Annotated in this window: 19 protein-coding genes and 1 pseudogene; 12 read left to right on the top strand and 8 right to left on the bottom strand. The window is 64.5% G+C overall.

The window, feature by feature from the left end:
• The first annotated feature begins 2 nt into the window (after window positions 1-2).
• Together AC0NIH_RS16715 and AC0NIH_RS16710 are read left to right on the top strand one after the other, a co-directional pair.
• Window positions 3-197: a DUF4169 family protein gene (locus AC0NIH_RS16715; RefSeq protein ID WP_473462009.1), complete on the top strand. Its 195-nt coding sequence runs from the start codon at window positions 3-5 to the stop codon at window positions 195-197.
• Window positions 198-207: 10 nt separating this feature from the next.
• Window positions 208-426: a ribbon-helix-helix domain-containing protein gene (locus tag AC0NIH_RS16710; protein WP_473462010.1), complete on the top strand. Its 219-nt coding sequence runs from the start codon at window positions 208-210 to the stop codon at window positions 424-426.
• A 1-nt stretch (window position 427) separates the two neighbouring features.
• Here the strand turns inward: AC0NIH_RS16710 and AC0NIH_RS16705 are convergent, their stop codons facing one another.
• Window positions 428-2,230, bottom strand: a complete 1,803-nt coding sequence (locus AC0NIH_RS16705; RefSeq protein WP_473462011.1) for a chloride channel protein — start codon at window positions 2,228-2,230, stop codon at window positions 428-430.
• Window positions 2,231-2,387: 157 nt separating this feature from the next.
• On the opposite strand from AC0NIH_RS16705, the gene AC0NIH_RS16700 reads away from it, so the two are divergent.
• The 3 genes from AC0NIH_RS16700 (at window position 2,388) to AC0NIH_RS16690 (ending at window position 4,170) form a co-directional block, all read left to right on the top strand.
• A complete protein-coding gene (locus tag AC0NIH_RS16700) occupies window positions 2,388-2,825 on the top strand; it encodes a MarR family winged helix-turn-helix transcriptional regulator (RefSeq protein ID WP_473462013.1) in 438 nt (145 codons plus the stop codon).
• A 124-nt stretch (window positions 2,826-2,949) separates the two neighbouring features.
• A complete protein-coding gene (locus AC0NIH_RS16695; protein WP_023765077.1) occupies window positions 2,950-3,255 on the top strand; it encodes a hypothetical protein in 306 nt (101 codons plus the stop codon).
• A gap of 27 nt (window positions 3,256-3,282) precedes the next feature.
• On the top strand, window positions 3,283-4,170 hold the full coding sequence (locus AC0NIH_RS16690; protein ID WP_473462015.1) for a sigma-70 family RNA polymerase sigma factor: 888 nt from the start codon (window positions 3,283-3,285) through the stop codon (window positions 4,168-4,170).
• 50 nt (window positions 4,171-4,220) lie between these two features.
• Here the strand turns inward: AC0NIH_RS16690 and AC0NIH_RS16685 are convergent, their stop codons facing one another.
• Window positions 4,221-8,195 (bottom strand): AsmA family protein, encoded by a 3,975-nt coding sequence (locus AC0NIH_RS16685; RefSeq protein ID WP_473462016.1) that lies wholly within the window; start codon window positions 8,193-8,195, stop codon window positions 4,221-4,223.
• Between the two features lie 133 nt (window positions 8,196-8,328).
• On the opposite strand from AC0NIH_RS16685, the gene AC0NIH_RS16680 reads away from it, so the two are divergent.
• Window positions 8,329-9,315 carry a Dyp-type peroxidase gene (locus AC0NIH_RS16680; RefSeq protein WP_473462017.1) on the top strand — a complete coding sequence of 329 codons (987 nt, stop codon included), beginning with the start codon at window positions 8,329-8,331 and terminating at the stop codon, window positions 9,313-9,315.
• Window positions 9,316-9,365: 50 nt separating this feature from the next.
• Here the strand turns inward: AC0NIH_RS16680 and AC0NIH_RS16675 are convergent, their stop codons facing one another.
• From AC0NIH_RS16675 to AC0NIH_RS16665, 3 genes are all read right to left on the bottom strand, one after another.
• On the bottom strand, window positions 9,366-9,734 hold the full coding sequence (locus tag AC0NIH_RS16675; protein WP_473462019.1) for an avidin/streptavidin family protein: 369 nt from the start codon (window positions 9,732-9,734) through the stop codon (window positions 9,366-9,368).
• A gap of 212 nt (window positions 9,735-9,946) precedes the next feature.
• The gene (locus AC0NIH_RS16670) at window positions 9,947-10,450 is read right to left on the bottom strand and encodes a hypothetical protein (RefSeq protein WP_473462020.1); all 504 of its coding nucleotides are present in this window, start codon (window positions 10,448-10,450) and stop codon (window positions 9,947-9,949) included.
• Window positions 10,451-11,869: an FAD-binding oxidoreductase gene (locus AC0NIH_RS16665; RefSeq protein ID WP_473462023.1), complete on the bottom strand. Its 1,419-nt coding sequence runs from the start codon at window positions 11,867-11,869 to the stop codon at window positions 10,451-10,453.
• Between the two features lie 102 nt (window positions 11,870-11,971).
• On the opposite strand from AC0NIH_RS16665, the gene AC0NIH_RS16660 reads away from it, so the two are divergent.
• Complete coding sequence (locus tag AC0NIH_RS16660) at window positions 11,972-12,451, top strand: thioesterase family protein (protein WP_352708786.1); 480 nt, start codon at window positions 11,972-11,974, stop codon at window positions 12,449-12,451.
• 245 nt (window positions 12,452-12,696) lie between these two features.
• On the top strand, window positions 12,697-12,894 hold the full coding sequence (locus AC0NIH_RS16655; protein ID WP_013894716.1) for a hypothetical protein: 198 nt from the start codon (window positions 12,697-12,699) through the stop codon (window positions 12,892-12,894).
• A gap of 77 nt (window positions 12,895-12,971) precedes the next feature.
• On the opposite strand, the gene AC0NIH_RS16650 is transcribed toward AC0NIH_RS16655, so the two are convergent.
• Window positions 12,972-13,451: an Lrp/AsnC family transcriptional regulator gene (locus AC0NIH_RS16650; RefSeq protein ID WP_473462026.1), complete on the bottom strand. Its 480-nt coding sequence runs from the start codon at window positions 13,449-13,451 to the stop codon at window positions 12,972-12,974.
• An 89-nt stretch (window positions 13,452-13,540) separates the two neighbouring features.
• On the opposite strand from AC0NIH_RS16650, the gene AC0NIH_RS16645 reads away from it, so the two are divergent.
• A complete protein-coding gene (locus AC0NIH_RS16645; RefSeq protein WP_473462029.1) occupies window positions 13,541-14,440 on the top strand; it encodes an EamA family transporter in 900 nt (299 codons plus the stop codon).
• A gap of 22 nt (window positions 14,441-14,462) precedes the next feature.
• Here AC0NIH_RS16645 and AC0NIH_RS16640 read toward each other — a convergent pair whose 3' ends face one another.
• A complete protein-coding gene (locus AC0NIH_RS16640; protein ID WP_473462030.1) occupies window positions 14,463-15,350 on the bottom strand; it encodes a dienelactone hydrolase family protein in 888 nt (295 codons plus the stop codon).
• A 240-nt stretch (window positions 15,351-15,590) separates the two neighbouring features.
• On the opposite strand from AC0NIH_RS16640, the gene AC0NIH_RS16635 reads away from it, so the two are divergent.
• Window positions 15,591-15,752 (top strand): hypothetical protein, encoded by a 162-nt coding sequence (locus AC0NIH_RS16635; RefSeq protein ID WP_473462032.1) that lies wholly within the window; start codon window positions 15,591-15,593, stop codon window positions 15,750-15,752.
• A gap of 9 nt (window positions 15,753-15,761) precedes the next feature.
• On the top strand, window positions 15,762-16,199 hold the full coding sequence (locus tag AC0NIH_RS16630) for a hypothetical protein (protein ID WP_013894711.1): 438 nt from the start codon (window positions 15,762-15,764) through the stop codon (window positions 16,197-16,199).
• Window positions 16,200-16,223: 24 nt separating this feature from the next.
• Here the strand turns inward: AC0NIH_RS16630 and AC0NIH_RS16625 are convergent, their stop codons facing one another.
• Window positions 16,224-18,542: a glucose/quinate/shikimate family membrane-bound PQQ-dependent dehydrogenase gene (locus AC0NIH_RS16625; RefSeq protein WP_473462035.1), complete on the bottom strand. Its 2,319-nt coding sequence runs from the start codon at window positions 18,540-18,542 to the stop codon at window positions 16,224-16,226.
• Window positions 18,543-18,806: 264 nt separating this feature from the next.
• On the opposite strand from AC0NIH_RS16625, the pseudogene AC0NIH_RS16620 reads away from it, so the two are divergent.
• Window positions 18,807-21,501 (top strand): annotated as a pseudogene (locus AC0NIH_RS16620) (ATP-dependent helicase).
• Window positions 21,502-21,503 lie beyond the last annotated feature (2 nt).

Below are 21,503 nucleotides of genomic sequence, written 5' to 3'. Positions count from 1 at the left end.
CCATGGCCGACATCGTCAACCTCCGCCAGGCTCGCAAGCAGAGGGCGCGGGACGAGAAGGTTCGCGTCGCTGAGCAGAATCGGGCGCTGCACGGCCGTTCCAAGGCGGACAAGCAGCGCGACCGGCTGATCGCCGACAAGGCCGATAAATTCGTCGCCGGCCATCGCCTCGAGCCGTCCGACAGGGATGACCGATGAGCGTCCGGCCGTGAGCGTCGTCGAAAAGCGCTCCGTGACCATTCGCGGCCATCGCACCAGCTATTCCCTCGAAAAGCCCTTCTATGACGACCTCGTCGCCATCGCCGCGGCCAGGAAGCTGACGCTCGCCGCTCTCGTCGCCGAAGTCGACGAGACGCGACCGCGCGACACCAACCTGTCCTCGGCGCTGAGACTGCATGTCCTGGAATGGGCGAAGCGCGAGGCCTAAGCTAGAGGCTCTCGACCACGTCTTCCTTCTTTCTGCGCCTGCCGCCGAAGCCAAGCAAGGTCGAACGCTCACGCTCTTCCGCCTGCTTGCGCGACCGCACGCGCATCAAATCCTTCCAACCGACATAGCCGACCAGTTGCAGGCCTTCGCGGGTGACGACCGGCAGGTGCGACACGTTGGCCGTCAGCAGCTTGTCGGAGAGGCCTTCCAGATATTCGTCCGGATAGGCCAGCGTCACCTTGCTCCCGGCCAGCAACGCGCCGAGCGCCGTGGTGCGGTGTGTTCCTGCGCGCCGCCAGCGCAGGATCGCCGGCGGATCGATGAGGCCGAGCACATGCCCGTTCTCGTCGATCACCGGAAAGCTCGGATGCCGCGTTTCCGGGGCGGTCAGGAAGGCCGCCGCGCCATGCAACGTCATCGTCGCCGGCACGCTCTCGACCTGCGTGGTCATCACCTCGCGCACTCTGGTCAGCGCAAAGGGATCGACGCGATATTCGCGCACCAGATGGTGCCCTCGCCTGGCGATCTTCTCGGTCAGGATCGAACGCTTCATCAGGAGCACGGTGACGGCGTGCGCCGCCGCACAAGCCGCGATCAGCGGCACCAGCACATGCGTGTTGCCGGTCAACTCGACGGCGAAGAAGGTCGCGGTCAGCGGCGCCCGCATTGTGCCGCCCATGGTGGCGGCCATCGCCAGCAATGCCCAGAAGCCCGGATCCGCCGCCGGCAGGAAGCCGGCAAGCACCGCCCCCATCGCACCGCCCATGATCAACAGCGGCGCCAGCACGCCTCCCGACGTTCCCGAACCGAGCGCCACCGACCAGATGATGGCCTTGACCACCAGCATGATGAGTGCGGCGGTGGCAAGCGTGTGGCCGTCCAGCATGTCCGAAATGTTGTCATAGCCGACGCCGAGTGCCCGCGGCTCGATCAACCCGCCAATGCCGACCACCAGGCCGCCGATCATCGGCCACCACATCCAGTGGATGGGCAGTTTCTGGAAGGCGTCCTCGCAGGCATAGACCATCTGCGTCAAAAGCCCCGACAACAGGCCGGCGCAGATGCCGACCAGAACCCAGCCGCCAAGCCCGGTGAACGAGACCGCCATGCCGCCCTCAAACGGGAAGATCGGCCCGGGTAGATGCAGCAGGGTGCGCTCGACCTCGGCGATGATTGCCGCGACCGCCACGGGAATGAAGCTGCGCGGTGTCCATTCGAAAAGCAGCAGTTCGACCGCCAGCATGATGGCGGCGATCGGTGTGCCGAACACGGTCGTCATGCCAGCCGCGGCGCCCGCCACCAGCAGCGTCTTGCGTTCATTGTCGCTGACCGGCAGCATCTGCGCGATCAGCGAGCCGATCGCGCCGCCCGTCATGATGATCGGGCCTTCGGCGCCGAAGGGACCGCCGGAGCCGATCGAGATCGCCGACGACAGCGGCTTCAGGATCGCCACCTTGGCGTCGAGTTTCGAGCGCCCGAGCAGGATCGCCTCAATGGCTTCGGGAATGCCGTGGCCGCGGATCTTCTCGCTGCCGTAGCGCGCCATCAGGCCGATGATCAGCGCACCAACGACCGGAACGATGACGGCCGCATAGCCGAGCGGCGTATCCTGCAGCTTCAGGTCGGCAAGCGAGAACTGGCCGAAATAGGCAATGTTGGTGGCAAGCCGGATCAGCTTCAAAAGCACGATGCCGGCAAACAGCCCCGCTGTCGCCACCACGACGGCTATGGCGGCAACCAGCAGCACTCTGGCGTCGGTCGTAAAATCCCTGAGATGATCGGGATTGGGTTGATGGGTCTTCATGATGGTTTTGCTTCCTGGCACCGGGCCGTATCTCGCAAGCGCGGCACGGTCGAGGCGGCCAGCTGGCTTGTCGGCTGGCTATGTATCGTAACACGATATAAATATTCAAGCGAGTTCTGATCGAAATCCGTTTGAGCTTTCGCCGGAAACCGAACAAATGTCCGCTATGACGCAGCCCAGGAAATCACGCCCCGCCATCAAGCAGTCCGACTACCAGCGGCTGTCGGAGTTTCGCTACCTGATCCGCCGCTTCCTCGAATTCAGCCAGATCCAGGCGGAAGACGCCGGCCTGACGCCGCGCCAGCACCAGGCGCTGCTGGCGATCAAGGGTTTTCCGGGCGGTGGACCGGTGACGGTCGGCGACCTGGCGGAGCGCCTGCGCATCCGCCACCACAGCGCCGTCGAACTGGTCAACCGCCTCGGCGAGGCGGGGCTGGTCGTGCGGGATCAGGACAAGGACGACCATCGCCGCGTGCTGCTGCGGCTGACCGAGCGCGCCGACGATCGCCTGGCCGAGCTGTCGGCGGTCCATCTCGACGAACTCTCGCGCATAGAGCCCATGCTGCGGCGCCTGCTCGATCGGGACGGCGAGTGACGTTTTCTCCGCCTTGCGCGAGCGGCGCCTATATTTTCACGACGCCCCGCATCCTTTGGCTTCTCCGCAACGTCTCGGTGGTGAGAGCCCGAAAGGGGCGCAAGACAATCGGAGGAAGCCAGAGATGAAACGTCATCTGATACGCTACAAGACGAAACCGGAACGGGCCGACGAGAACGAGCGGTTGGTCAAGGCCGTCTTCCAGGAGTTGCACGACAAATCGCCGGACGGCGTTCGCTACATGACATTGCGGTCCGGCGACGGGACATTCGTCCATCTGGTCGAGACGCAAACCGATGCGCATGCCGACATCATCACCGGGCTGGCCGCATTCGAGGCATTTCAAAACGGCATCCGGGATCGTTGCAGCGAACGTCCGCAGCGCGAGGAGATGACCGTGGTGGGCAGTTACCGGATGCTGGATGCGTAACCGAGGACGTCGCAGGATGGGAGACGCATGACCATTCCCGTTGCTGACCGGCACAGCGCGCTTTTCGAGCGCCTGTCTGGGGAGTTACGCCCCAAGCTGCACCGTTACTGCGCCCGCATGACGGGCTCGGTCATCGACGGCGAGGACGTGCTGCAGGAGGCGCTGGCCAAGGCATTCCAGGCCTTGGCCGATGCCGGGCCGATCGCCAACCCGGAAGGCTGGCTGTTTCGCATCGCCCACAACACGGCGCTCGACTTCCTGCGCCGCCGCGCCCGTGAAAAGGTCCATTCCGATGAGGATCCGGACATGATCGTCGACCCGGCAAACCCTACCGTCGACCGCCAGGCCGCTTCTGCCGCGCTGCACACGTTCATGCGCCTTCCCGTCGCGCAGCGAAGCAGCGTCATCATGATGGATGTTCTCGGCTATTCGCTGCAGGAGATCGGCGCCATGCTCGGCACCAGCATCCCGGCGATCAAGGCCGCGCTGCATCGCGGCCGGGGTCGGCTGCGCGAACTCGCTGACGAACAGGACGACCGCCCTGTTCCGAGATTGAGCGCGGCGGAACGTCTGCTGCTCGATGCTTACATCGATCGCTTCAACGCCCGCGATTTCGACGCGGTGCGCGACATGCTGGCCGATGAAGTCCGGCTCGAACTGGTGGCCAGGACGCGGTTGAACGGCCGCAAGGAAGTCGGCACCTATTTCAGCAACTATTCCCGGGTCCAGGACTGGCATTTCGTGCTCGGCTTCGTCGAAGACAGGCCGGCAATCCTCGTCCGCGACGCCAACGACCCGGCCGCACGGCCCACCTATTTCATCCTGCTGGCCTGGCAGGACGGCAAGCTTGCAACCATCCGCGACTTCCGCCACGCCCGCTACATCACCGACGGCGCCGAACTGCTGGTTCTTTAAAACGATTTCGAGTGGTAAGACACTGCCCTACTGCCCTACTGCCCTACCGCCTACTCCAACGACTTCAACAAATTGTCGATCGTGAACGGATTGGCCTTTGGCTTGGCGGGCGGATTGTCGTTGGCCTCCGGCTGTGGCGCCCGCTCGACCTTGGGCGTCGGTTCCTCGGCTTTCTGATCGGTCTCCTGCTTTGCCTTTTCCTGCGAGGCGATGCGCTTTGCCTCGTCCGCCTTCTGGCGCTCCTGCTCCGCCTGCGCCTTGGCCGCCTCGTCGGCCGCCTGCTGCTCGGCCGCGGCCTTGGCGTCTGCATCCGCCTTTGCCTTGGCGTCGGCATCCGCCTTGGCTTTCGCCTCGGCGTCGGCTTGCGCCTTGGCGTCCGCTTCAGCCTGGGCCTGTGCGTCGGCCTCCGCTTTCGCCTTGGCGTCCGCCTCGGCCTTCAGCCGCGCTGCTTCCTCCTGCTGGCGAAGTTCCTCGGCGGCCTTGTCGCGCGTATCCTGAAGTGCTGCGTAGTAGCGCACCTCACGCCGCAGCCGCTGCTTCTCCAGCAGCGCCGCCTGCATCGCCTCGACGCGCTGCTGCTCCTTTTCCAGCGCTCGCTGGGTCAGGAACTGCGCCAGCGGCTCGCTGTCGAACTGCCGTTTGATGGCGCCGAGCGGACCTTCGGCGGTGAAATTCATGACCGGCTCGGAACCGACCAGGGCCTCGTCGCCGGGCTTGTAGGTGATCGCGCCCTTGGCCGACACCGTGCTGGCGTTGAGATCGGCCATGATGTCGGCGGACAGGGTCGCCGCCGGATTTTCAAAACTGATCGGCGGCGCCCGCAGCGTGCCGCCGGCAACCGTGAAAGCAACCTCGGCATCCCCGGCGGCAAAGCTGCCGTCCGCGGCGATGTCAGGCGCGAAGCCCGTGGTCTTGGCCGCGTCGATGTCGCGCCCGATCGCATCGGCCTTGGCAAGCAAGGCGCTGAACGCATCGGGATTGACGCCGGCGACCTGCAACCCCTTCAGCGTTGCCGTGCCGGAGCCCGACAAAGCGGCGACCATCGCATCCACCGACTTGCCGCTGGTCGACAGCGCTGCCGAGAAATCGCTTTTGCCGCTGATGCCGGCATCCGGCAGCACGGTCCCCAAATCGGATCCGGCCAGTTTCATCTGGCCGCTGAAAAGGCCGGTGCCGTCATTGTTCTTCAATTCGAACAGGCCGGTCAGCGCCCCGCCCAGAAATTTCGCCTTGAGATCGGAAACGCGGATGCCCTCCTGGTCGAGCTTGAGCGAAAAAGCGGCATCGTAAGCGGTGGCGAATGAGCCGGCGGCGAGTGCCGCCGTCGTCAGGTCGAGGTCGGCGGTGAACGGCAGGCTGGATTTCTGGCTGAAGGGCGCATCCGGCCAAGCGCCACGCTTGTCGCCCCCGCTCTTGTCAGCCCCGCCCTTGTCAGCAAGAAAGGCGGAATCGCCGAACAGCGCCACCGCCATCGGATCGAGGTCGAGTTCGTCGAGTGCCAGCGCGCCGGCCAGATGCGGCACGCCGTCCTTGACATCGACATTGACGTCGCCGGACACCGCCGCCTCGTTGATGGCGCCGCTGAGATTGTCGAGCACCAGCAGGCCGTTGCCATAGTCGCCCTGCGCCGCAAGCGTCGCCGACATGCCGGCGCCCATGCCCGGCAGGCCGATACCCGATGTCATCAGCCAGGGTTCGATGTCGGCGGCGTCGAGGCTGACCTTGCCCTTGGCGGTGGGCCCTTGTGGCGTGTCCGCCACGGTTCCCTCGAAGCCGGCCTTGAAGTCGTTGCCCGTGACGCTGAAACTTGTCGCCAGGCCGCCGCTGAGCGTGCCTTTGGCCTGGATATCGGTGCTGGCCTCGCCCAGCATGCCGAGCGGCAGCGCCGGCAGGCCGTAAAGCGCCAAGAGAGCGGTGGCGTCAGGGTTTTTGGCGTTGAAGGTCAGTGTCACCGGCGCGTCGAGAAGATCGTCCATCGCCCCCTTCCCCGACAGCGAGGCCGAAAAAGCCGAGCCGCCGGCCTTGCCCTGCCCGCTCACCGCCAGGCCCGTCGTGCCATCGCCATTGTCGGCGGCACTTGCCACGAGGTCGACGCGGGCATCCTGAAACAGGTCGGGATAGGCGGCCACACGGCTTGCCAGGCCCTTCAGCACGGCGCTGTCCGGATAATGCTGCGCGGCGACGTCGATCAGCGGCTTCAGGTCGACGGCGACCACGGAAGCATCCAGCTTGCCGGTCGGGCTCGCCGGGAAATCCTTGATCCGGCCCGTGGTGCTAATCGAGGCGCCGGCCAGTCCGCCCACCGACAGGCGGTCGATTTCGAGCAAGCCCTCGCGCAGCCTCAGCGCCGTGTCGACCGTGTCGGCGGTCAACCCGCCGGCGCTGACCGGCCCGGCCTTGATCTGGAAATCGAGATCGCGGTCAGCGAAGCGGTTGGCGCCCTTGTCGCTGACGAAGATCGAGGCGAACGCCGCCAGCCCGTCGACATCGAGCTCGCCGCCATCGAGCCGCATCAGCACCGAGGGCCTGGCGTCGTCGGGCTGGCTGGAATCGATGCGCCCGGAAAACTTCGCCTTGCCCAGGATCAGTTCGAGGTCGCTGAAAGACTGGTGGTTTTCCGAGAGATCGACCTTCGCCTTGAAGCCGGCGGCAGGCAGGCGGCGGATCGCCTCGTCGACATCCTTCGACAGCCAGGCGGCGAAGCCCGAGGGTTGCGCCACGGCAAGCAGCAACGAGCCGGTGAAGTCGAAATGGCTCTGTACGTTGAGCACCAGCATGCCATCGGCTTCCAGCGTGGTGCGGCCCGGCAGCGTCGCTGCAAGCGACTTTATCTTCCAGCCGCCGTCGACCGGCTCGGCGGAAAGATGTACATCGCGAACCGTGGTGTCGCCGGCCACCACCGCCGGCAGCTTGACCTCGACCGTGCCGGGAATGGTCGGCTTCGGCAGGTCGAGCAGCGCCTGCTCCAGCCCGGCAATGCGCTGGTCGAGCGTCAGGCCCGCGCCGGCCTGAGCGCCCACGGCCTCGTCGAACTGCACCTGCGCGCCATTGGCCTCGATGGCGAAGCTCGGTTTCTGGCCGAGATCGACCGAGGCCTTGCCGTCGGCGGTATAGGGATTGTCCAGCGGCCCCGTCTCGAAACGGAATTCGTCGACGCCGAGCTTCTGGTGGTCGAGCGAGAATTTGCCGTTCAGCCGAAAGCCCGGATCGGGCTTGCCGGTCGAGACCTTCACCGTTTCACCATCGGTGCCGCGCAGCTCGGCTGAATTCTTGTCGGCACCATTCTTGTCGGAGGCAGCAATCTTGAACTGCCCGGAATAACCAGCGGCGCCGTTGACGATGCCGGCGTTGCCGTCGGTTTCGATCACCAGCGGATAGGCATCGGGGTCGGCCTTCAGGCGAATGCGCATTTGCCCGGAGGGTTCGGCCTTGCCGGTCGACGCAGCAACCGTGGTGCGCAAGCCGTCCAGCCGCAACGTGCCGTCCAGGCGCCACGGACCGGCCAGCGACTTGGCCGAAATGGTCGAATTGATCTCCGAAAAGATGTGACTGCGCCCGCCGGCGGCATGGCGCAACTCGATCTGCCCTTCCGTCACCGTCAGCTTCTCGATCGAGATCTGGCCGGGGTTGAAGGGCGAGGATGGGCGCATGGCCCAGTCGACAGTGCCATCCCTGGCGATGTCGATGGTCGCCCTCGGCCGTACCAGCCGCATGTCGAAGATCAGCACCTCGCCGCGCAGGAAGGGCGCGAGTTCGGCATCCATCGAAAACGTCTCGACGGTCACGGCCGGCTCGCCGTTCGGGCCGCCGGCGACGGCGACGTTGGAGAAGGTCACCGAGGGAAACGGCAACAACCTTGCCGTGGCGTCGCCCTGGACGGTCACCTTGCGGCCGAGGATAGCGCTCGCCTCGCGTTCGAAATCGGCGCGATAACCGGTCCAGTCGATAAAATACGGCACCACCAGCGCCGCACACAGCACCAGCACGAACAGGCCACCGAAGATCACGAACAGGCGTGCGAGCATCAGCTCCGAACAGGTTGTTTGAATTTCCGCCGCACTCTACCCGCATCCGCGTGTCGATAAAGAGGCAATTCTTCGAGTGTTGCGTCCTGTCGGACGATCTGAAACAAATCCTGGAAATAGCGGAGATTTTCGGATGTCAGGCAAGAACTGGGACCGCGTGCCGATTGATGCGCAAAGCGTCGATGCCCCGCTTTCGCAGTCGGCGATTTTTCTGGTCGTCACCGTCGCCGATGAACGACCAGCTCTCGCCAGGATTTGTTCCGCGCTCGGCGACCTTGACGACCTGGTCAAGAATGTCGGGTTCCGCGACCTTGGCGGCCGCTTGTCCTGCATCGCCGGGATCGGCCGCGACCTCTGGGATCGCCTCAGCCCCGGCCGGCGGCCGCTGGAGCTGAAACCGTTCGCGCCGATTAAGGGAGCGGTTCATTCGGCCCCGTCGACACCGGGCGACCTTCTCTTCCACATCCGCGCCGAACGATCAGACATGTGCTTCGAGTTCGAACGTATCCTGCTCGACAGGCTTGGTCCTGATGTGACCATCGTCGACGAAGTCACGGGCTTTCGCTATTTCGACGCCCGCGACCTGCTCGGCTTCGTCGATGGCACGGCCAACCCGACCGGCCTCGACCTGCCCGCCTCGGCGCTGGTTGGTGACGAGGATGCCGACTTTGCCGGCGGCAGCTATGTCGTCGTCCAGAAATACCTGCACGATCTCCAGGCCTGGGCGCGCATTCCAACGCCCGAGCAGGAGGCGATCATCGGCCGCACCAAGATCGACAACATCGAAATCGACGATGACGACGCGCCACGCAAGTCGCACAAGTCGCTGGCCACTATCGAGGATGCCGACGGCAACGAATACGACATATTGCGCGACAACATGCCGTTCGGCAGGCCCGGGCAGAACGAGTTCGGCACCTACTTCATCGGCTATTCCCGGTATCTCTGGGTCACCGAAAAGATGCTGCAGCGCATGTATCTCGGCGACCCGCCGGGCGCCTACGACCGGCTGCTCGATGTCTCCACGCCGCACACCGGCACGACATTCTTCGCCCCGACACGACCCATGCTGCAGGCCCTTGTCCAGGACGCGCAGGAGCAGCCTGCGGCCGCACGCTAGCGCTCCGGATTCGGCTTCCAGCGGGGCCAAATGGCTTCCGGCCATCGGGACTAGCTTCTTTGGAACGTGTCCGCGCTGGTCGACATCGAACGCCACCAATTCAGTTTTTCGATTTTCGCGGGTTGGCCCTCGCCGTTGGCCCTTATCGCCGCATCCGAGACGACAAACCACAACGTCTCCATTTTTCCCTCCCGAAGAAGGCCGGTGTAGGAAACGACCGCATCCCCAACCGGCGTTTTCCCGCCGCCGGCAAAACTGATGCAGTCGCCGCGATGGACGCCAAAAACCGGAATTTCCTGGCCATGGAAACCGCTATCCGGCAGCGCGGTTCGAAACGATCCCGATATACGATTGTCCGCATCATCGGTGATCTCGACGATGGAACCGTATTGATTCTTCCAGACGCCTTTCCAGTCCATGGGCGGCCGCTCCGCTTTGACGATATCCGTTGGTTGCCGCAACGTGAAAGCCGGGAATCGGTTCCGAATGTGCGAGCAGTTTCAGGCCTCAACGTGCGGCCGGTGCAGGTGCCGTCCGAACCGAACGGCGGCGCGTTCGACAAGCCTTTTCGTGCCAACGCATTCACGGGTTGTCTTCACCAACGAGCCTGCGAGATTTTCGCCTATAACGTTCAGGCTCGCCGTCCGACACCCTCCATCAACACGGTCAAAACGGTTCCGTTGTGAAGACTGGTCGAGAAACTCTCCGCAATAAATTCCAGCATCGAATCATGAAACGTCAGGATGAAGTGCCGATAGTTTGAAAACAGTTCCGGCGTGTGTGACGGATGAACCCGATTTGTCTTTTCAAGGGACGCGATCCACGCTGAGTTGCGGACTTCGAATGCCTCATAGGGTCGCAAGCCCAGTGCATAGAGCCGGTGGCCGCTGATGGTTTCATCATTCGGCGGGCCGAACTGAAATGCCAGATAAGGATCTGCCGTCAGGACGACGACATGCTGGTTGACTGTTGCCGGTGAAACCGAGCGCGGATTCGTGCCATCGAAGGACGTATCCGGAGCATTGGCGATATAAGCGACGAGCAGCCTGCTTTCATCCGCAAACACATGAGGCAATGGCGCGCCGGGGGAAGACGGCGGCGCCTCGATCGGCAGCAGGGTCTCGGCACCCGACATTTAATGGCCCTCGCTCGGCAATATCTTGCCCGGATTCATGATGTTTTGCGGGTCAAGCGCCTGCTTGATGGTGCGCATGATGTCGACGCCGTGGCCGAGTTCGTGGCGCAGGAAGCCGATTTTGCCCTGGCCGATGCCATGTTCGCCGGTGCAGGTGCCGTCCATGGCGATGGCACGCATGTTGAGCCGCGCGACGAATTTCTCCGACAGCGCGATCTCCTTGGGGTCGTTCACATCCATCAGCACCAGCACGTGGAAATTGCCGTCGCCGGCATGGCCGACGATCGGCGCGATCAGCCCCATCTCGGCGATGTCGGCTTCGGTTTCGGTGACGCATTCGGCAAAGCGCGAGATCGGCACGCAGACATCGGTCGACAGGCCCTTGGCGCCCGGTCGCAGCGTCAGTGACGACCAGTAGGCGTCGTGCCTCGCTTTCCACAATTTCGTCCGCTCCTCGGCGACGCTGGTCCACAGGAAGGGTCCGCCGCCATTTTCCTCCGCGATCATGCCGAAGGTTTCGGCCTGCTCGGCGACACCGGCATCGCTGCCGTGGAATTCGACGAACAGACACGGGCTTTCCGGATAATCGAGCTTGGAATAAGTCTTCATCGCCCGCATCTGCAGCGCATTGACCAGTTCGATGCGCGCCACCGGAATGCCCATCTGGATCGTCGCGATGACGGCGTTGCAGGCCGACTCGACGCTCGGAAACGGACAGACGCCGCCGGAGATGGCCTGCGGAATGCCTTGCAGCCTCAAGGTCAGCGAGGTGATGATGCCGAGCGTGCCTTCCGAGCCGACCAAGAGCCGCGTCAAGTCGTAACCGGCCGAACTCTTCTTCGCCCTTTTGCCGGTGATCACCGTCTCGCCGTCGGCCATGACGGCGGTCAGCGACAGCACGTTCTCGCGCATCGTGCCATAGCGCACGGCGTTGGTGCCGGACGCCCGCGTCGCGGCCATGCCACCCAGCGAGGCATTGGCGCCCGGATCGATCGGAAAGAACAGGCCGGTGTCGCGCAGATGCCGGTTGAGATCCTCTCGCGTCACCCCGGGCTCGACCGTGCAGTCGAGATCCTGCGGATTGACCGAAAGAATCCGGTTCATGCGCGACGTATCGACCGAGATACCACCGCCCGGTGCATTGGTGTGGCCCTCCAGCGACGAACCGACGCCGAAGGCGATCACCGGCACGCGATGGGCGGCGCAGGCGCGCACGATCTCCTGCACCTCGGCAGCCGTCTCCGGGAAAGCGACACCGTCCGGCGCCTGCGTCGGGATGTAAGTGGTGGTGTGCGCGTGCTGCGAGCGGATAGCCTCGCCGGTCTGGAAGCGCTCGCCGAGCCGCTGCTTGAGGATGCCGAGCACCGCCGCGAGGCCTGCCTCGTTGCGTTCGACGGGATTGAGGTCGCTCAGAGCCATGAATTCCTCCGCGAATGGACCAGCGTCCACGCTTGTTATGCGATCATGGATGCGTAGTCTCACCATGCACGCTCTGTCCAGCGCCAGAACAAGGAAGTTTCCATGTCCATCCCCGCCCCCTTCGTCTCCAGGCCCATGGACATCGAAAAGGACTGGATCGACTACAACGGCCATCTCAACATGGCCTATTACAACGTGCTGTTCGACCGCTGCTCGGACGAGGCCTTCGAGGCGATGGGCATGGGGCTGGACTATGTGAAAGAGCGGCGGCTCACCATCTACACCGCCGAAGTCCATGTCTGCTACGTGCAGGAGCTGCATCTGGAGCACAAGGTCCAGGTCTCCTTCCAACTCATTGACCATGACGAGAAGCGGCTGAGAGCCTATCAGGAAATCCGCCATGTCGACGGCTGGCTCGCCGCCACCTCCGAGACCTTGTCGCTGCATGTCGACATGTCGGGACCGAAGGTCGCCCCCTTCCCCGCCGATGTGCTGGCCAAGGTCGAAGCCATGCGTTCAGCCCATTCGGTGCTGCCGATGCCGGAGCGTGCCGGCCGCTCGATCGGGATCAAGCGCAAATAGGGCGGGCTGTCACTGTCACCGCGTCCAGCGAAGTGGGCATCAAAGCCACACCGGCAGCTCAAAAATGGAGGAACCTGCAAATCGGCTGGCGCCGGTTCTTGAAGCAGCCTCGCCCCGGCGTTAACCTTACCGAGGTTTTAACGGGAACAAGCCAATTGGGCCGTTGAACGACTCAGCGGAGCGGCAGAAAAGGTCCGCACGGGTTGTTATACGGGCGGCGGGCGGAGCCGGTTCGAGGGACGTGCATGAAAACCGACATCAAGGTCGAGGTGGACAGGCTGGCCGCCGATCCGCGCATTACCGACTATGATTTCTGGCGTTCGCTCAAGAACGTCGACAACGAGATCTTCCACATCGCCAACAATAACGAGCCGATCCCGTTCGACATGATCCGCTGGCGCAGCATTCTGAAGCGCGCCCGCCTGAAGCGCGGGCATGCCTGACGCAGGCAAACCGGCGTGGTGCCGGTACCGCGCTTTCCTAGTCACCTGACGAGAACGGCTGAACTCATCGCGCCGTCTCACGACGATCGCTTCACCGCCGCCAGCGGCGAACGCGCCACCACTGGTGACGACTGGATGATGGCCGTGTTGGTCATCGCATAGGGGATGATGCGGTCGATCACCCGTTCCAGCTCCGCCACCGAGCCGACATGCGCGAGCGCAATGAAACAATCCTCGCCGGTCACCCGGTCGCATTGCGCGATCTCCGGCAGCTCGCGGATGATGTCGGCGACGACGGACAATTGCCCCGGCACCGGCCGGATCCGCAGCCAAGCCGACAGCTTCAAGCCAAGAGCGGCGGGATTGATCCTGACGCAATAGGCTTCGATCACGCCGTTCTCCTGCAGCCTCTTGATGCGCTCGGCGACACTCGGCGCCGACAGGCCGACCGAGCGTGCAAGCTCCGCCGTGCTGGCGCGCGCATCCTTTTCCAGCAGGCACAGGATCTTCATATCCGCGGCATCGAGATCGACATTTTCAGTTCGAAGGCGTTTCACGGAAAAATCCTTGCTTCCGATAAGGAACATGCCAGCCAGGCGGGTCATCTTCCATATGAATAGGGAAAACTGCCTGCGATACTGATCCGATGACCGATCGAACGCAAGCGCCTGCCAGCAGCCCTGCCCCCGGCCCCATGCTCCTGGCGGCAAAACTGCCGCCGCATGTCTGGTTCGGCGTCAGCGCCGTCTTCCACTATCTCGGCCCGGCTTTCGCGGTGCTGCTTTTCCCGCATGTCGGCGTGCTCGGCATGGCGTGGCTGCGCATCGCCACCGCCGCGCTGGTCTTCGCACCGCTGACGCGCCCTTGGCGGACCTTCGCCCGCGCCGATCCCCCGGCGCGGCTGCTGTTGCTGGCCTTCGGCGCTTGCCTGGCGGTGATGAACTGCGCGTTCTACCTGGCGCTCGACCGGTTGCCGATCTCGCTGGTGGCGGCGATCGAATTCGTCGGCACCATCGGCGTCGCGCTGGTCGGCCTCAGGAGCACCCGCAACCTCACCGCCCTTGCCGTTGCCGTCACCGGCACCGTGCTGCTGATCGACGTCAAATGGTCCAGCGATCCGCTCGGGCTGTTCTGGGCCTTCCTCAACGGCGCGCTCTTTGTCGGCTACATCGTGCTTGGCCACCGCGTCGCCCGCGCCGGCGCAGGTGACGGTATCGCAGGCTTGGGAGCGGCCATGGCAGTCGCCTTCGTCGTCGTGCTTCCGATCGGCTTAGCCGACGCGCTGCCTGTCTTCTTCTCGCCGCTGCTGCTCATCGCCGCCATCGGTGTCGGCATCTGTTCCTCGGTCATTCCCTACATCTGCGATCAGCTCGCCATGTCGCGGCTGCCGCGTTCGAGCTTTGCGCTGATGCTGTCGCTGCTGCCGGTCACGGCAACGCTGATCGGCGTCATCGTGCTGCACCAGATACCCGGCTTCAGCGATTGTGTGGGCATCGCGCTGGTCGTCGCCGGCGTCGCCATCCACAGGCCGGTGAGGACGGATTAGACACCCTAGGCCAGTTTTTGCTTCAGGCCAATTTCTCCTTCAGGAAAGCGATCGTCCGGCCCCAAGCGAGATCGGCCGCCTTCTTGTCGTAGCGCGCCGCCGAGGTGTCGTTGTTGAAGGCATGGTTTGCGCCTTCATAGACATAAACAGTGTATTCGATATGGGCGGCATCGAGTTCCTTCTTGAAGGCGTCGATGCCGGCATTGGTGCGATCGTCGAGCCCGGCATAGTGCAACAGCAATGCCGCCTTGATCTTCGACACGTCCGCGGCCTTCGGCTGCATGCCGTAATAGGCGACGCTGGCTGCTAGGTCGGGCGCATTGACGGCCAGCATGTTGGCGGTGCCGCCGCCCCAGCAGAAGCCGATGGCGCCGACCTTGCCGTTGCCGTCCTTGTCGGCCTTGAGGAAGGCGACGGTGGCAACGCCGTTGGCGGCGGTCTGTGCCGCGTCGAGCGTGGTGAACATGTCGCGCGCCTTGTCCTCGTCGGCGGGCGTGCCGCCGAGCGGCGACAGGAAATCGGGCGCAAGCGCCACGAACCCTTCCAGCGCCACGCGTCGGGCGACGTCGCGTATATGCGGGTTGAGCCCTCTGTTCTCGTGGATGACGATGACGGTGCCGAGCTTGCCGGCTGGCTTTGCCGGCTCAACCAGATAGCCCTTCATCTCGCCGCCGCTGCCTGGATAGGTGATGTCCTCGCCTTTCACGCGGGCATCGTTTTCGGCAACGATCGCCGCCTGGGCGGAGTTCGCCGCCAAAAGCGGCGCGACCGCGGCCGCCGCCGCACCCGACCCGGCAAGCCTGCTCAGCTGTTCCATGAAGCGGCGGCGGTCGAGCGTCAGATGCGTGTATTCGTCATAGGCGTCGATCATCGCTTGGGTGATCACGGGTGTGGTGGTGACGTCGGTCATGGCGCACTCCTCGGGCCTCGGTGCCGGACTGTTCCTGCCGTCCGCAAGATAGGGGCGAGCCTCTCATCGTCCAGTCACGGGACAGTGACATCGTTCCGCCCAGCGATCGGCGCCCGGGCGACGGATCTCATCTCCCATCACGTTTTTGTCATCGGCGACAATCTTGATGGCGCTGCCACAATAGTAGGGGAAACTGGCTGATCGGCCGCCCAATGGCGGGGCCTGGAGGAAACGACGCCGATGACCATGCCGATCTTGGCAACAGCCTTCATGATTGCCGCGGCCGCCATGCTGGCGATGCGCACGGCTGTTGTTGCCTCGAGCCGCGAGTCCATGGTCAAGAAGTCGATGGTCAAGGTTCGCAGCCAGCGCCATCCGGCAAACACGAAAACCCAAGGTTGAGGTGAAGTCATGGACGTACAGGACATCGTGAACACCGTTTCGCAGAAGGCTGGCCTCGACCAGGCAACGACGGAAAAAGTCGTCGGCACCATTTTCTCGGTGCTCGAGCATGAGGCGGAAGGCACCAGCGCCTCGTCATTCTTCGCCAAGATCCCGGGCGCCGATGCGCTGGCGCAGAAATATGACGTCATGGCCGCCGCGCCTGCCGGCGGTGGTGGCGGCTTCCTGTCGTCCCTGCAGGGCGCGCTTGGCGGCGTCCTCGGCGAAAAGGCCGGCGCGCTGGTCAACGGCCTCGCCGCGCTCAAGGCATCCGGCCTCGACATGGCACAAATCCAGAAGGCCGGCGAAACACTGGTCCAGCAGGCCGAAGCCGCCGCTGGTCCCGATCTGACCAACCAGGTGCTCGGCTCGGTGCCCAGCCTGAAGGGCCATCTGGGGCTCGGCTAGAGCCGACGGTTTGGTGTCACTCCCCTACTTCGGCAGCGCGTAGGCCATCACGTAATCCCCGGGCTTGGTGCCGACCGAGCCGTGGCCGCCCGCGACGATGACCACGAACTGGCGCCCGTCCGCCACCGTATAGGTCATCGGCGTCGATTGCCCGCCGGCCGGCAGCCGTGCCTGCCAGAGCTGCTTGCCCGACGTCAAATCATAGGCGCGCAGGTAATCGTCGACCGCCGCGCCCAGGAAGGCGACGCCGCCGGCGGTGATCATCGGCCCGCCAATGCCGGGCACCCCGACCTTCAGCGGCAGCGGCAGTGGCGTCATGTCGTAGACGGTGCCGTTGCGGTGCTTGTAGGCGATCGCGCCGGTCCTGAGATCGACGCCGGCGACATAGCCCCAGGGCGGCGCCTGGCAGGGAATGCCGAGCGGCGACAGGAACGGTCCCATCACCACCGCATAGGGAGCGCCATCATTGCGGTTCAGCCCCTGCTCGCTGCCCTTGGTGTCGTCGCCCGGCGCCGGCACGTCCGCGCGGGGAACAAGTCTCGACGTGAAGGCAAGATAGGTCGGCATGCCGAACATCACCTGCCGCACCGGATCGACCGCCACGCCGCCCCAGTTGAAGGTGCCGAAATTGCCGGGATAGACCAGCGATCCCTGCAACGAGGGCGGCGTGTAGCGGCCTTCATAGCGCAATTTGTGGAAGGCGATCCGGCAGGCCAGCTGGTCGAACATGGTGATGCCCCACATGTCGGCATCGGTCAGCGGCTTCGGGTTGAAGGAAAGGTCCGACGCCGGCTGAGTCGGTGATGTGTGGTCGCCTTCGATGGCGCCGCCCGGCGCCGGCACTTCCTTGACCGCGATCACCGGGTCGCCGCTGCGCCGGTCGAGCACATAGAGATCGCCCTGCTTGGTCGGCCCGACCAGCGCCGGCACGATCGAGCCGTCAGCCTTGGTGATGTCGATCAGGGTCGGCTGCGCCGGCACGTCCATGTCCCACAGGTCATGATGTACGGTCTGCCGCACCCATTTCAACTGTCCGGTGTTGAGGTCGAGCGCGGTGATCGAGGAGGAGAACTTCTCGACATTGTCGCTGCGGCCCATGCCGAGCTGGTCCGGCGTCTGGTTGCCGAGCGGCACATAGAGCAGGCCGAGCTTCTCGTCGGCGCTCGGCGTCGACCACATGTTGGGCGAGTTGGCGGTGTAGGTCTGGCCCGGCGCCAATGGCGTCGTCTGGTCCGGATTGCCGGAATCCCAGTTCCATAGCAGTTTGCCGGTGGCGGCATCATAGGCGCGGATGACGCCGGACGGCTCCTGCGTCGAATAATTGTCGTTGACCGCGCCGCCGACGATGATCTTGCCGCCCGCGATCAGCGGCGCCGAAGTCGAGTAATAATAGCCCGACTTCGGGTACGGCATCCCTGTCAGAAGGTTGAGCGTGCCGCCCTCGGCGAAGGCGGGGCAGACCTGCCCGTTGGCGGCGTCGAGCGCGATCAGGCGGGCGTCGGAGGTCGGCAGGTAGACACGCGTCGCACAGGATTGCCCGGCGGCGCCGCCGGCATCGGCATAATAGGATACCCCACGGCAGGTCTGGTGCTGGCGATCCTTGTCGAGCTTGATCTTGGGATCGTAGCGCCACTTCTCCTTGCCGGTCGCCGCATCGACAGCGATGGCGAAATTGTGCGGCGTGCAGATGTAGAGCGTGTCGCCGATTTTCAGCGGCGTCACCTGGTAGGTGGTCTCGCCGACGTCGTCGGGCCCCTTCACGTCGCCGGTCCGGTAGGTCCAGGCCGGCTTCAGATTGGCGACGTTGTCCGGCGTGATCTGGTCGAGCGGCGAATAGCGCTGGCCGAATTGCGTGCGGCCGTAATAGTGCCACTCGCCGGCTGGCACATCGCCGCCAAGATTGGCGTTGGGGGTCACCTTGTCGGTGTCGAGCGAACCGGCGATGTCCTTGGGGTCCGTGGTCATCGAATAGCCGGCCACCGCCAGCGATGCCAGCACCGCCAGGATCAGCGGCGCGCGCCCGTCGGGACCGGCAAGCCCTCGCCTCGCCCACGGCGTCAGCAGCCACAGCGCCACCAGCACGATGATGCCGCCGCGCGGGCCGAGTTCCCACCAGTCGAAGCCGGTCTCCCAGACCGCCCAGGCCAGCGTGCCGATCACGATCGCAGCATAGAGCCACAGTGCCGTGGAGCGGCGCCGGTAGAGCAGCCAGGCGGCGATCAAGAAGGCGAGACCGGCGATGATGTAATACCAACTGCCGCCCAGCGAAGCCAACCAGGTGCCGCCGGCGCCAAGCGCCAGGCCAAGCAGAAAAAGAACGAGGGAGGTGATGGTGACAGCCAAGATGATACTCCTTCGACTGTTCGCGCGCCGCGCGCGGCCACGGGTAACCCCGCGTTGCGTTGCTGCCCGGAACACAACTTTCCCCTGACGGTCCCGCCTGTCAAGCACGCGCCATAAGCGCAGGCGGTAATGTTTGTTCCATCGCAATTGGCTGATAAGGCCGACGGTAGTGCGGGCGTGGGGCAGCCAAATCAGCCACTTTACCGGGAACAAAACGTAGACACTTCTGGTCTTTCCCTCCCGAATCACTACATTCGGGGGAAGATGTCCGGCTTTTCCGAAGACATGCCCTTTTTCGACGAACCCAATGCGCGGCCCACGGCCCCGTCGGGCATTGCCGCGCGCGCGATGGCAGCCCGCAGCGGCCACAACAACGCGCCCGACTATCTCAAGGGTTTGAATCCCGAACAGCGGCTGGCGGTGGAAACCACCGAAGGCCCGGTTCTGGTGCTGGCCGGTGCCGGCACCGGCAAGACGCGGGTGCTGACCACCCGCATCGCCCACATCCTCGCCACCGGCAAGGCCTTCCCGTCACAGATCCTAGCGGTGACCTTCACCAACAAGGCCGCGCGTGAGATGAAGCAGCGCATCGGCATCCTGATCGGTGAAGGCAATGTCGAGGGCATGCCGTGGCTCGGCACCTTCCACTCGATCGGCGTGAAGCTGCTCCGCCGCCACGCGGAACTCGCCGGCCTGAGATCCGACTTCACCATCCTCGACACCGACGACGTCGTGCGGGTGATCAAGCAGCTGATCCAGGCCGAGGGCCTGGATGACAAGCGCTGGCCGGCCAAGCAGTTCGCCCAGATGATCGACGGCTGGAAGAACAAGGGCCAAGGCCCGGCCGACATTGCCGAGGGCGACGCGCGCAGCTTCGCCAACGGCAAGGGCCGCGAGCTCTACAAGGCCTACCAGGAACGCTTGCAGACGCTGAACGCCTGCGATTTCGGCGACCTTCTGTGCCATCCGATCCGCATCTTCCGCGCCAATCCGGATGTGCTGAAGGACTACCACAGGCGATTCAAATACATCCTCGTCGACGAGTACCAGGACACCAACACCGCCCAGTACATGTGGCTGCGGCTATTGGCTCAGCGGCCCGAAGGCAAGCCGATCTCCCCCCTTGAGGGGGAGATGTCCGGCAGGACAGAGGGGGCGCCTCGCGCCGACAGGCCGGTGGGGCACCGCCCCCTCTGTCGGCTCCGCCGACATCTCCCCCCTCAAGGGGGAGATTGGGCGCTCTTCGGCGGAGGGCCGTGCCACCGTCAACATCTGCTGCGTCGGCGATGACGACCAGTCGATCTACGGCTGGCGCGGCGCCGAGGTCGACAACATCCTGCGCTTCGACAAGGATTTTCCCGGCGCCACCATCATAAGGCTGGAGCGCAACTACCGCTCCACCGCGCACATCCTGGGTGCCGCCTCCCATCTCATCGCCCACAATGAGGGCCGCTTCGGCAAGACGCTGTTCACCGACCGCAACGATCCCGAGGATGGCAAGGTCAACGTCCACGCTGCCTGGGATTCCGAGGAGGAAGCCCGCGCCATCGGCGAGACGATCGAGGCCTATCAGCGTCAGAAGCACAACCTCAACGACATGGCGATCCTTGTCCGCGCGTCTTTCCAGATGCGCGCCTTCGAGGACCGCTTCATCACGCTCGGCCTCAACTACCGCGTCATCGGCGGCCCGCGCTTCTACGAGCGCATGGAAATCCGCGACGCGCTGGCCTTCTTCCGCGTCGTCGCCAATGGCGGCGACGACCTCGCCTTCGAGCGCATCGTCAACGTGCCCAAGCGCGGGCTGGGCGAAGCCACCATCCGCCAGATCCACGACACGGCGCGCGCGCTGCGCATCCCGATGCTGGAGGCTGCCGCCAACCTCGCCGAAAGCGACGAGTTGAAGCCGAAACCGCGCGCCGCGCTGCGCGAGGTCGCCGCCAATTTCGAACGCTGGCAGAAGGCGCTGGAAACCACGCCGCATACCGAACTCGCCGAGACCATTCTCGAAGAGAGCGGCTACACCGACATGTGGAAGAACGACCGCTCGGCCGAAGCCCCCGGACGGCTGGAGAACCTCAAGGAGCTGGTCCGTTCGATGGAGGAGTATGAGTCGCTGCGCTCCTTCCTCGAGCATGTCGCGCTGGTCATGGACGCCGAGCAGAATGCCGGGCTCGACGCCGTCTCGATCATGACGCTGCATTCGGCCAAGGGCCTCGAATTCGAGACCGTCTTCCTGCCCGGCTGGGAGGAAGGCCTGTTCCCGCACCAGCGCGCGCTCGACGAAGGCGGCCGCTCAGGGCTGGAGGAAGAGCGGCGGCTCGCCTATGTCGGGCTGACGCGGGCCAAGAAGAACCTGCATATCTGGTTCGTCTCCAACCGCCTCATCCACGGCCTGTGGCAATCGACCATCCCGTCGCGCTTCCTCGAAGAACTGCCGAACTCCCACGTCGAGGTCGCCGAAGCCGGCAATTCCTATGGCGGCTACGGCAATCCCTATGGCGGCGGCTCGTTCGCATCGGGCCGTGGCCAGGGACCAGGAAGGCAGAACCCCTACGGCGCCTCGCGCTTCGACAATGTCGGTGCCGATACCGAAAAATCCGGCGCCTTTTCCAATACTTATTCGACGCCGGGCTGGCAGCGCGCGCAGGCCAACCGCACCGAGGCGACCGACCGCAACTGGGGCACGCGCTCCGGCCATCAGGTCGAGCGCATCGGCTATGGCGAGACCGACTCGGGCTACGGCGCCGGCCGCACCTCGGTCAAGGGCCGCACCATCGATGGCGAACTGGTCGCCAAATCCGTCTCCGACACGTCCTCCGCCTTCAGCGTCGGCGACCGCGTCTTCCACCAGAAATTCGGCAACGGCAACATTGCGGCCATCGAGGGCAACAAGCTGACCATCGACTTCGACAAGGCCGGCCAGAAACGCGTGCTGGACGGGTTTGTAGCGGCGGTGTGAGC

The sequence above is a fragment of the Mesorhizobium sp. WSM1386 genome, from assembly GCF_055901595.1.
This window is presented reverse-complemented; position numbering and strand designations above follow the sequence as displayed.

Bases quoted from the DNA above. Each gene is read 5' to 3' on its own strand.
- AC0NIH_RS16640 (WP_473462030.1), bottom strand. From the start codon at position 15,350: ATGACCGACGTCACCACCACACCCGTGATCACCCAAGCGATGATCGAC.
- AC0NIH_RS16670 (WP_473462020.1), bottom strand. From the start codon at position 10,450: ATGTCGGGTGCCGAGACCCTGCTGCCGATCGAGGCGCCGCCGTCTTCC.
- AC0NIH_RS16695 (WP_023765077.1), top strand. From the start codon at position 2,950: ATGAAACGTCATCTGATACGCTACAAGACGAAACCGGAACGGGCCGAC.
- AC0NIH_RS16680 (WP_473462017.1), top strand. From the start codon at position 8,329: ATGTCAGGCAAGAACTGGGACCGCGTGCCGATTGATGCGCAAAGCGTC.
- AC0NIH_RS16655 (WP_013894716.1), top strand. From the start codon at position 12,697: ATGAAAACCGACATCAAGGTCGAGGTGGACAGGCTGGCCGCCGATCCG.
- AC0NIH_RS16635 (WP_473462032.1), top strand. From the start codon at position 15,591: ATGACCATGCCGATCTTGGCAACAGCCTTCATGATTGCCGCGGCCGCC.
- AC0NIH_RS16705 (WP_473462011.1), bottom strand. From the start codon at position 2,230: ATGAAGACCCATCAACCCAATCCCGATCATCTCAGGGATTTTACGACC.
- AC0NIH_RS16630 (WP_013894711.1), top strand. From the start codon at position 15,762: ATGGACGTACAGGACATCGTGAACACCGTTTCGCAGAAGGCTGGCCTC.
- AC0NIH_RS16660 (WP_352708786.1), top strand. From the start codon at position 11,972: ATGTCCATCCCCGCCCCCTTCGTCTCCAGGCCCATGGACATCGAAAAG.
- AC0NIH_RS16675 (WP_473462019.1), bottom strand. From the start codon at position 9,734: ATGGACTGGAAAGGCGTCTGGAAGAATCAATACGGTTCCATCGTCGAG.
- AC0NIH_RS16685 (WP_473462016.1), bottom strand. From the start codon at position 8,195: ATGCTCGCACGCCTGTTCGTGATCTTCGGTGGCCTGTTCGTGCTGGTG.
- AC0NIH_RS16715 (WP_473462009.1), top strand. From the start codon at position 3: ATGGCCGACATCGTCAACCTCCGCCAGGCTCGCAAGCAGAGGGCGCGG.
- AC0NIH_RS16690 (WP_473462015.1), top strand. From the start codon at position 3,283: ATGACCATTCCCGTTGCTGACCGGCACAGCGCGCTTTTCGAGCGCCTG.
- AC0NIH_RS16700 (WP_473462013.1), top strand. From the start codon at position 2,388: ATGTCCGCTATGACGCAGCCCAGGAAATCACGCCCCGCCATCAAGCAG.
- AC0NIH_RS16665 (WP_473462023.1), bottom strand. From the start codon at position 11,869: ATGGCTCTGAGCGACCTCAATCCCGTCGAACGCAACGAGGCAGGCCTC.
- AC0NIH_RS16645 (WP_473462029.1), top strand. From the start codon at position 13,541: ATGACCGATCGAACGCAAGCGCCTGCCAGCAGCCCTGCCCCCGGCCCC.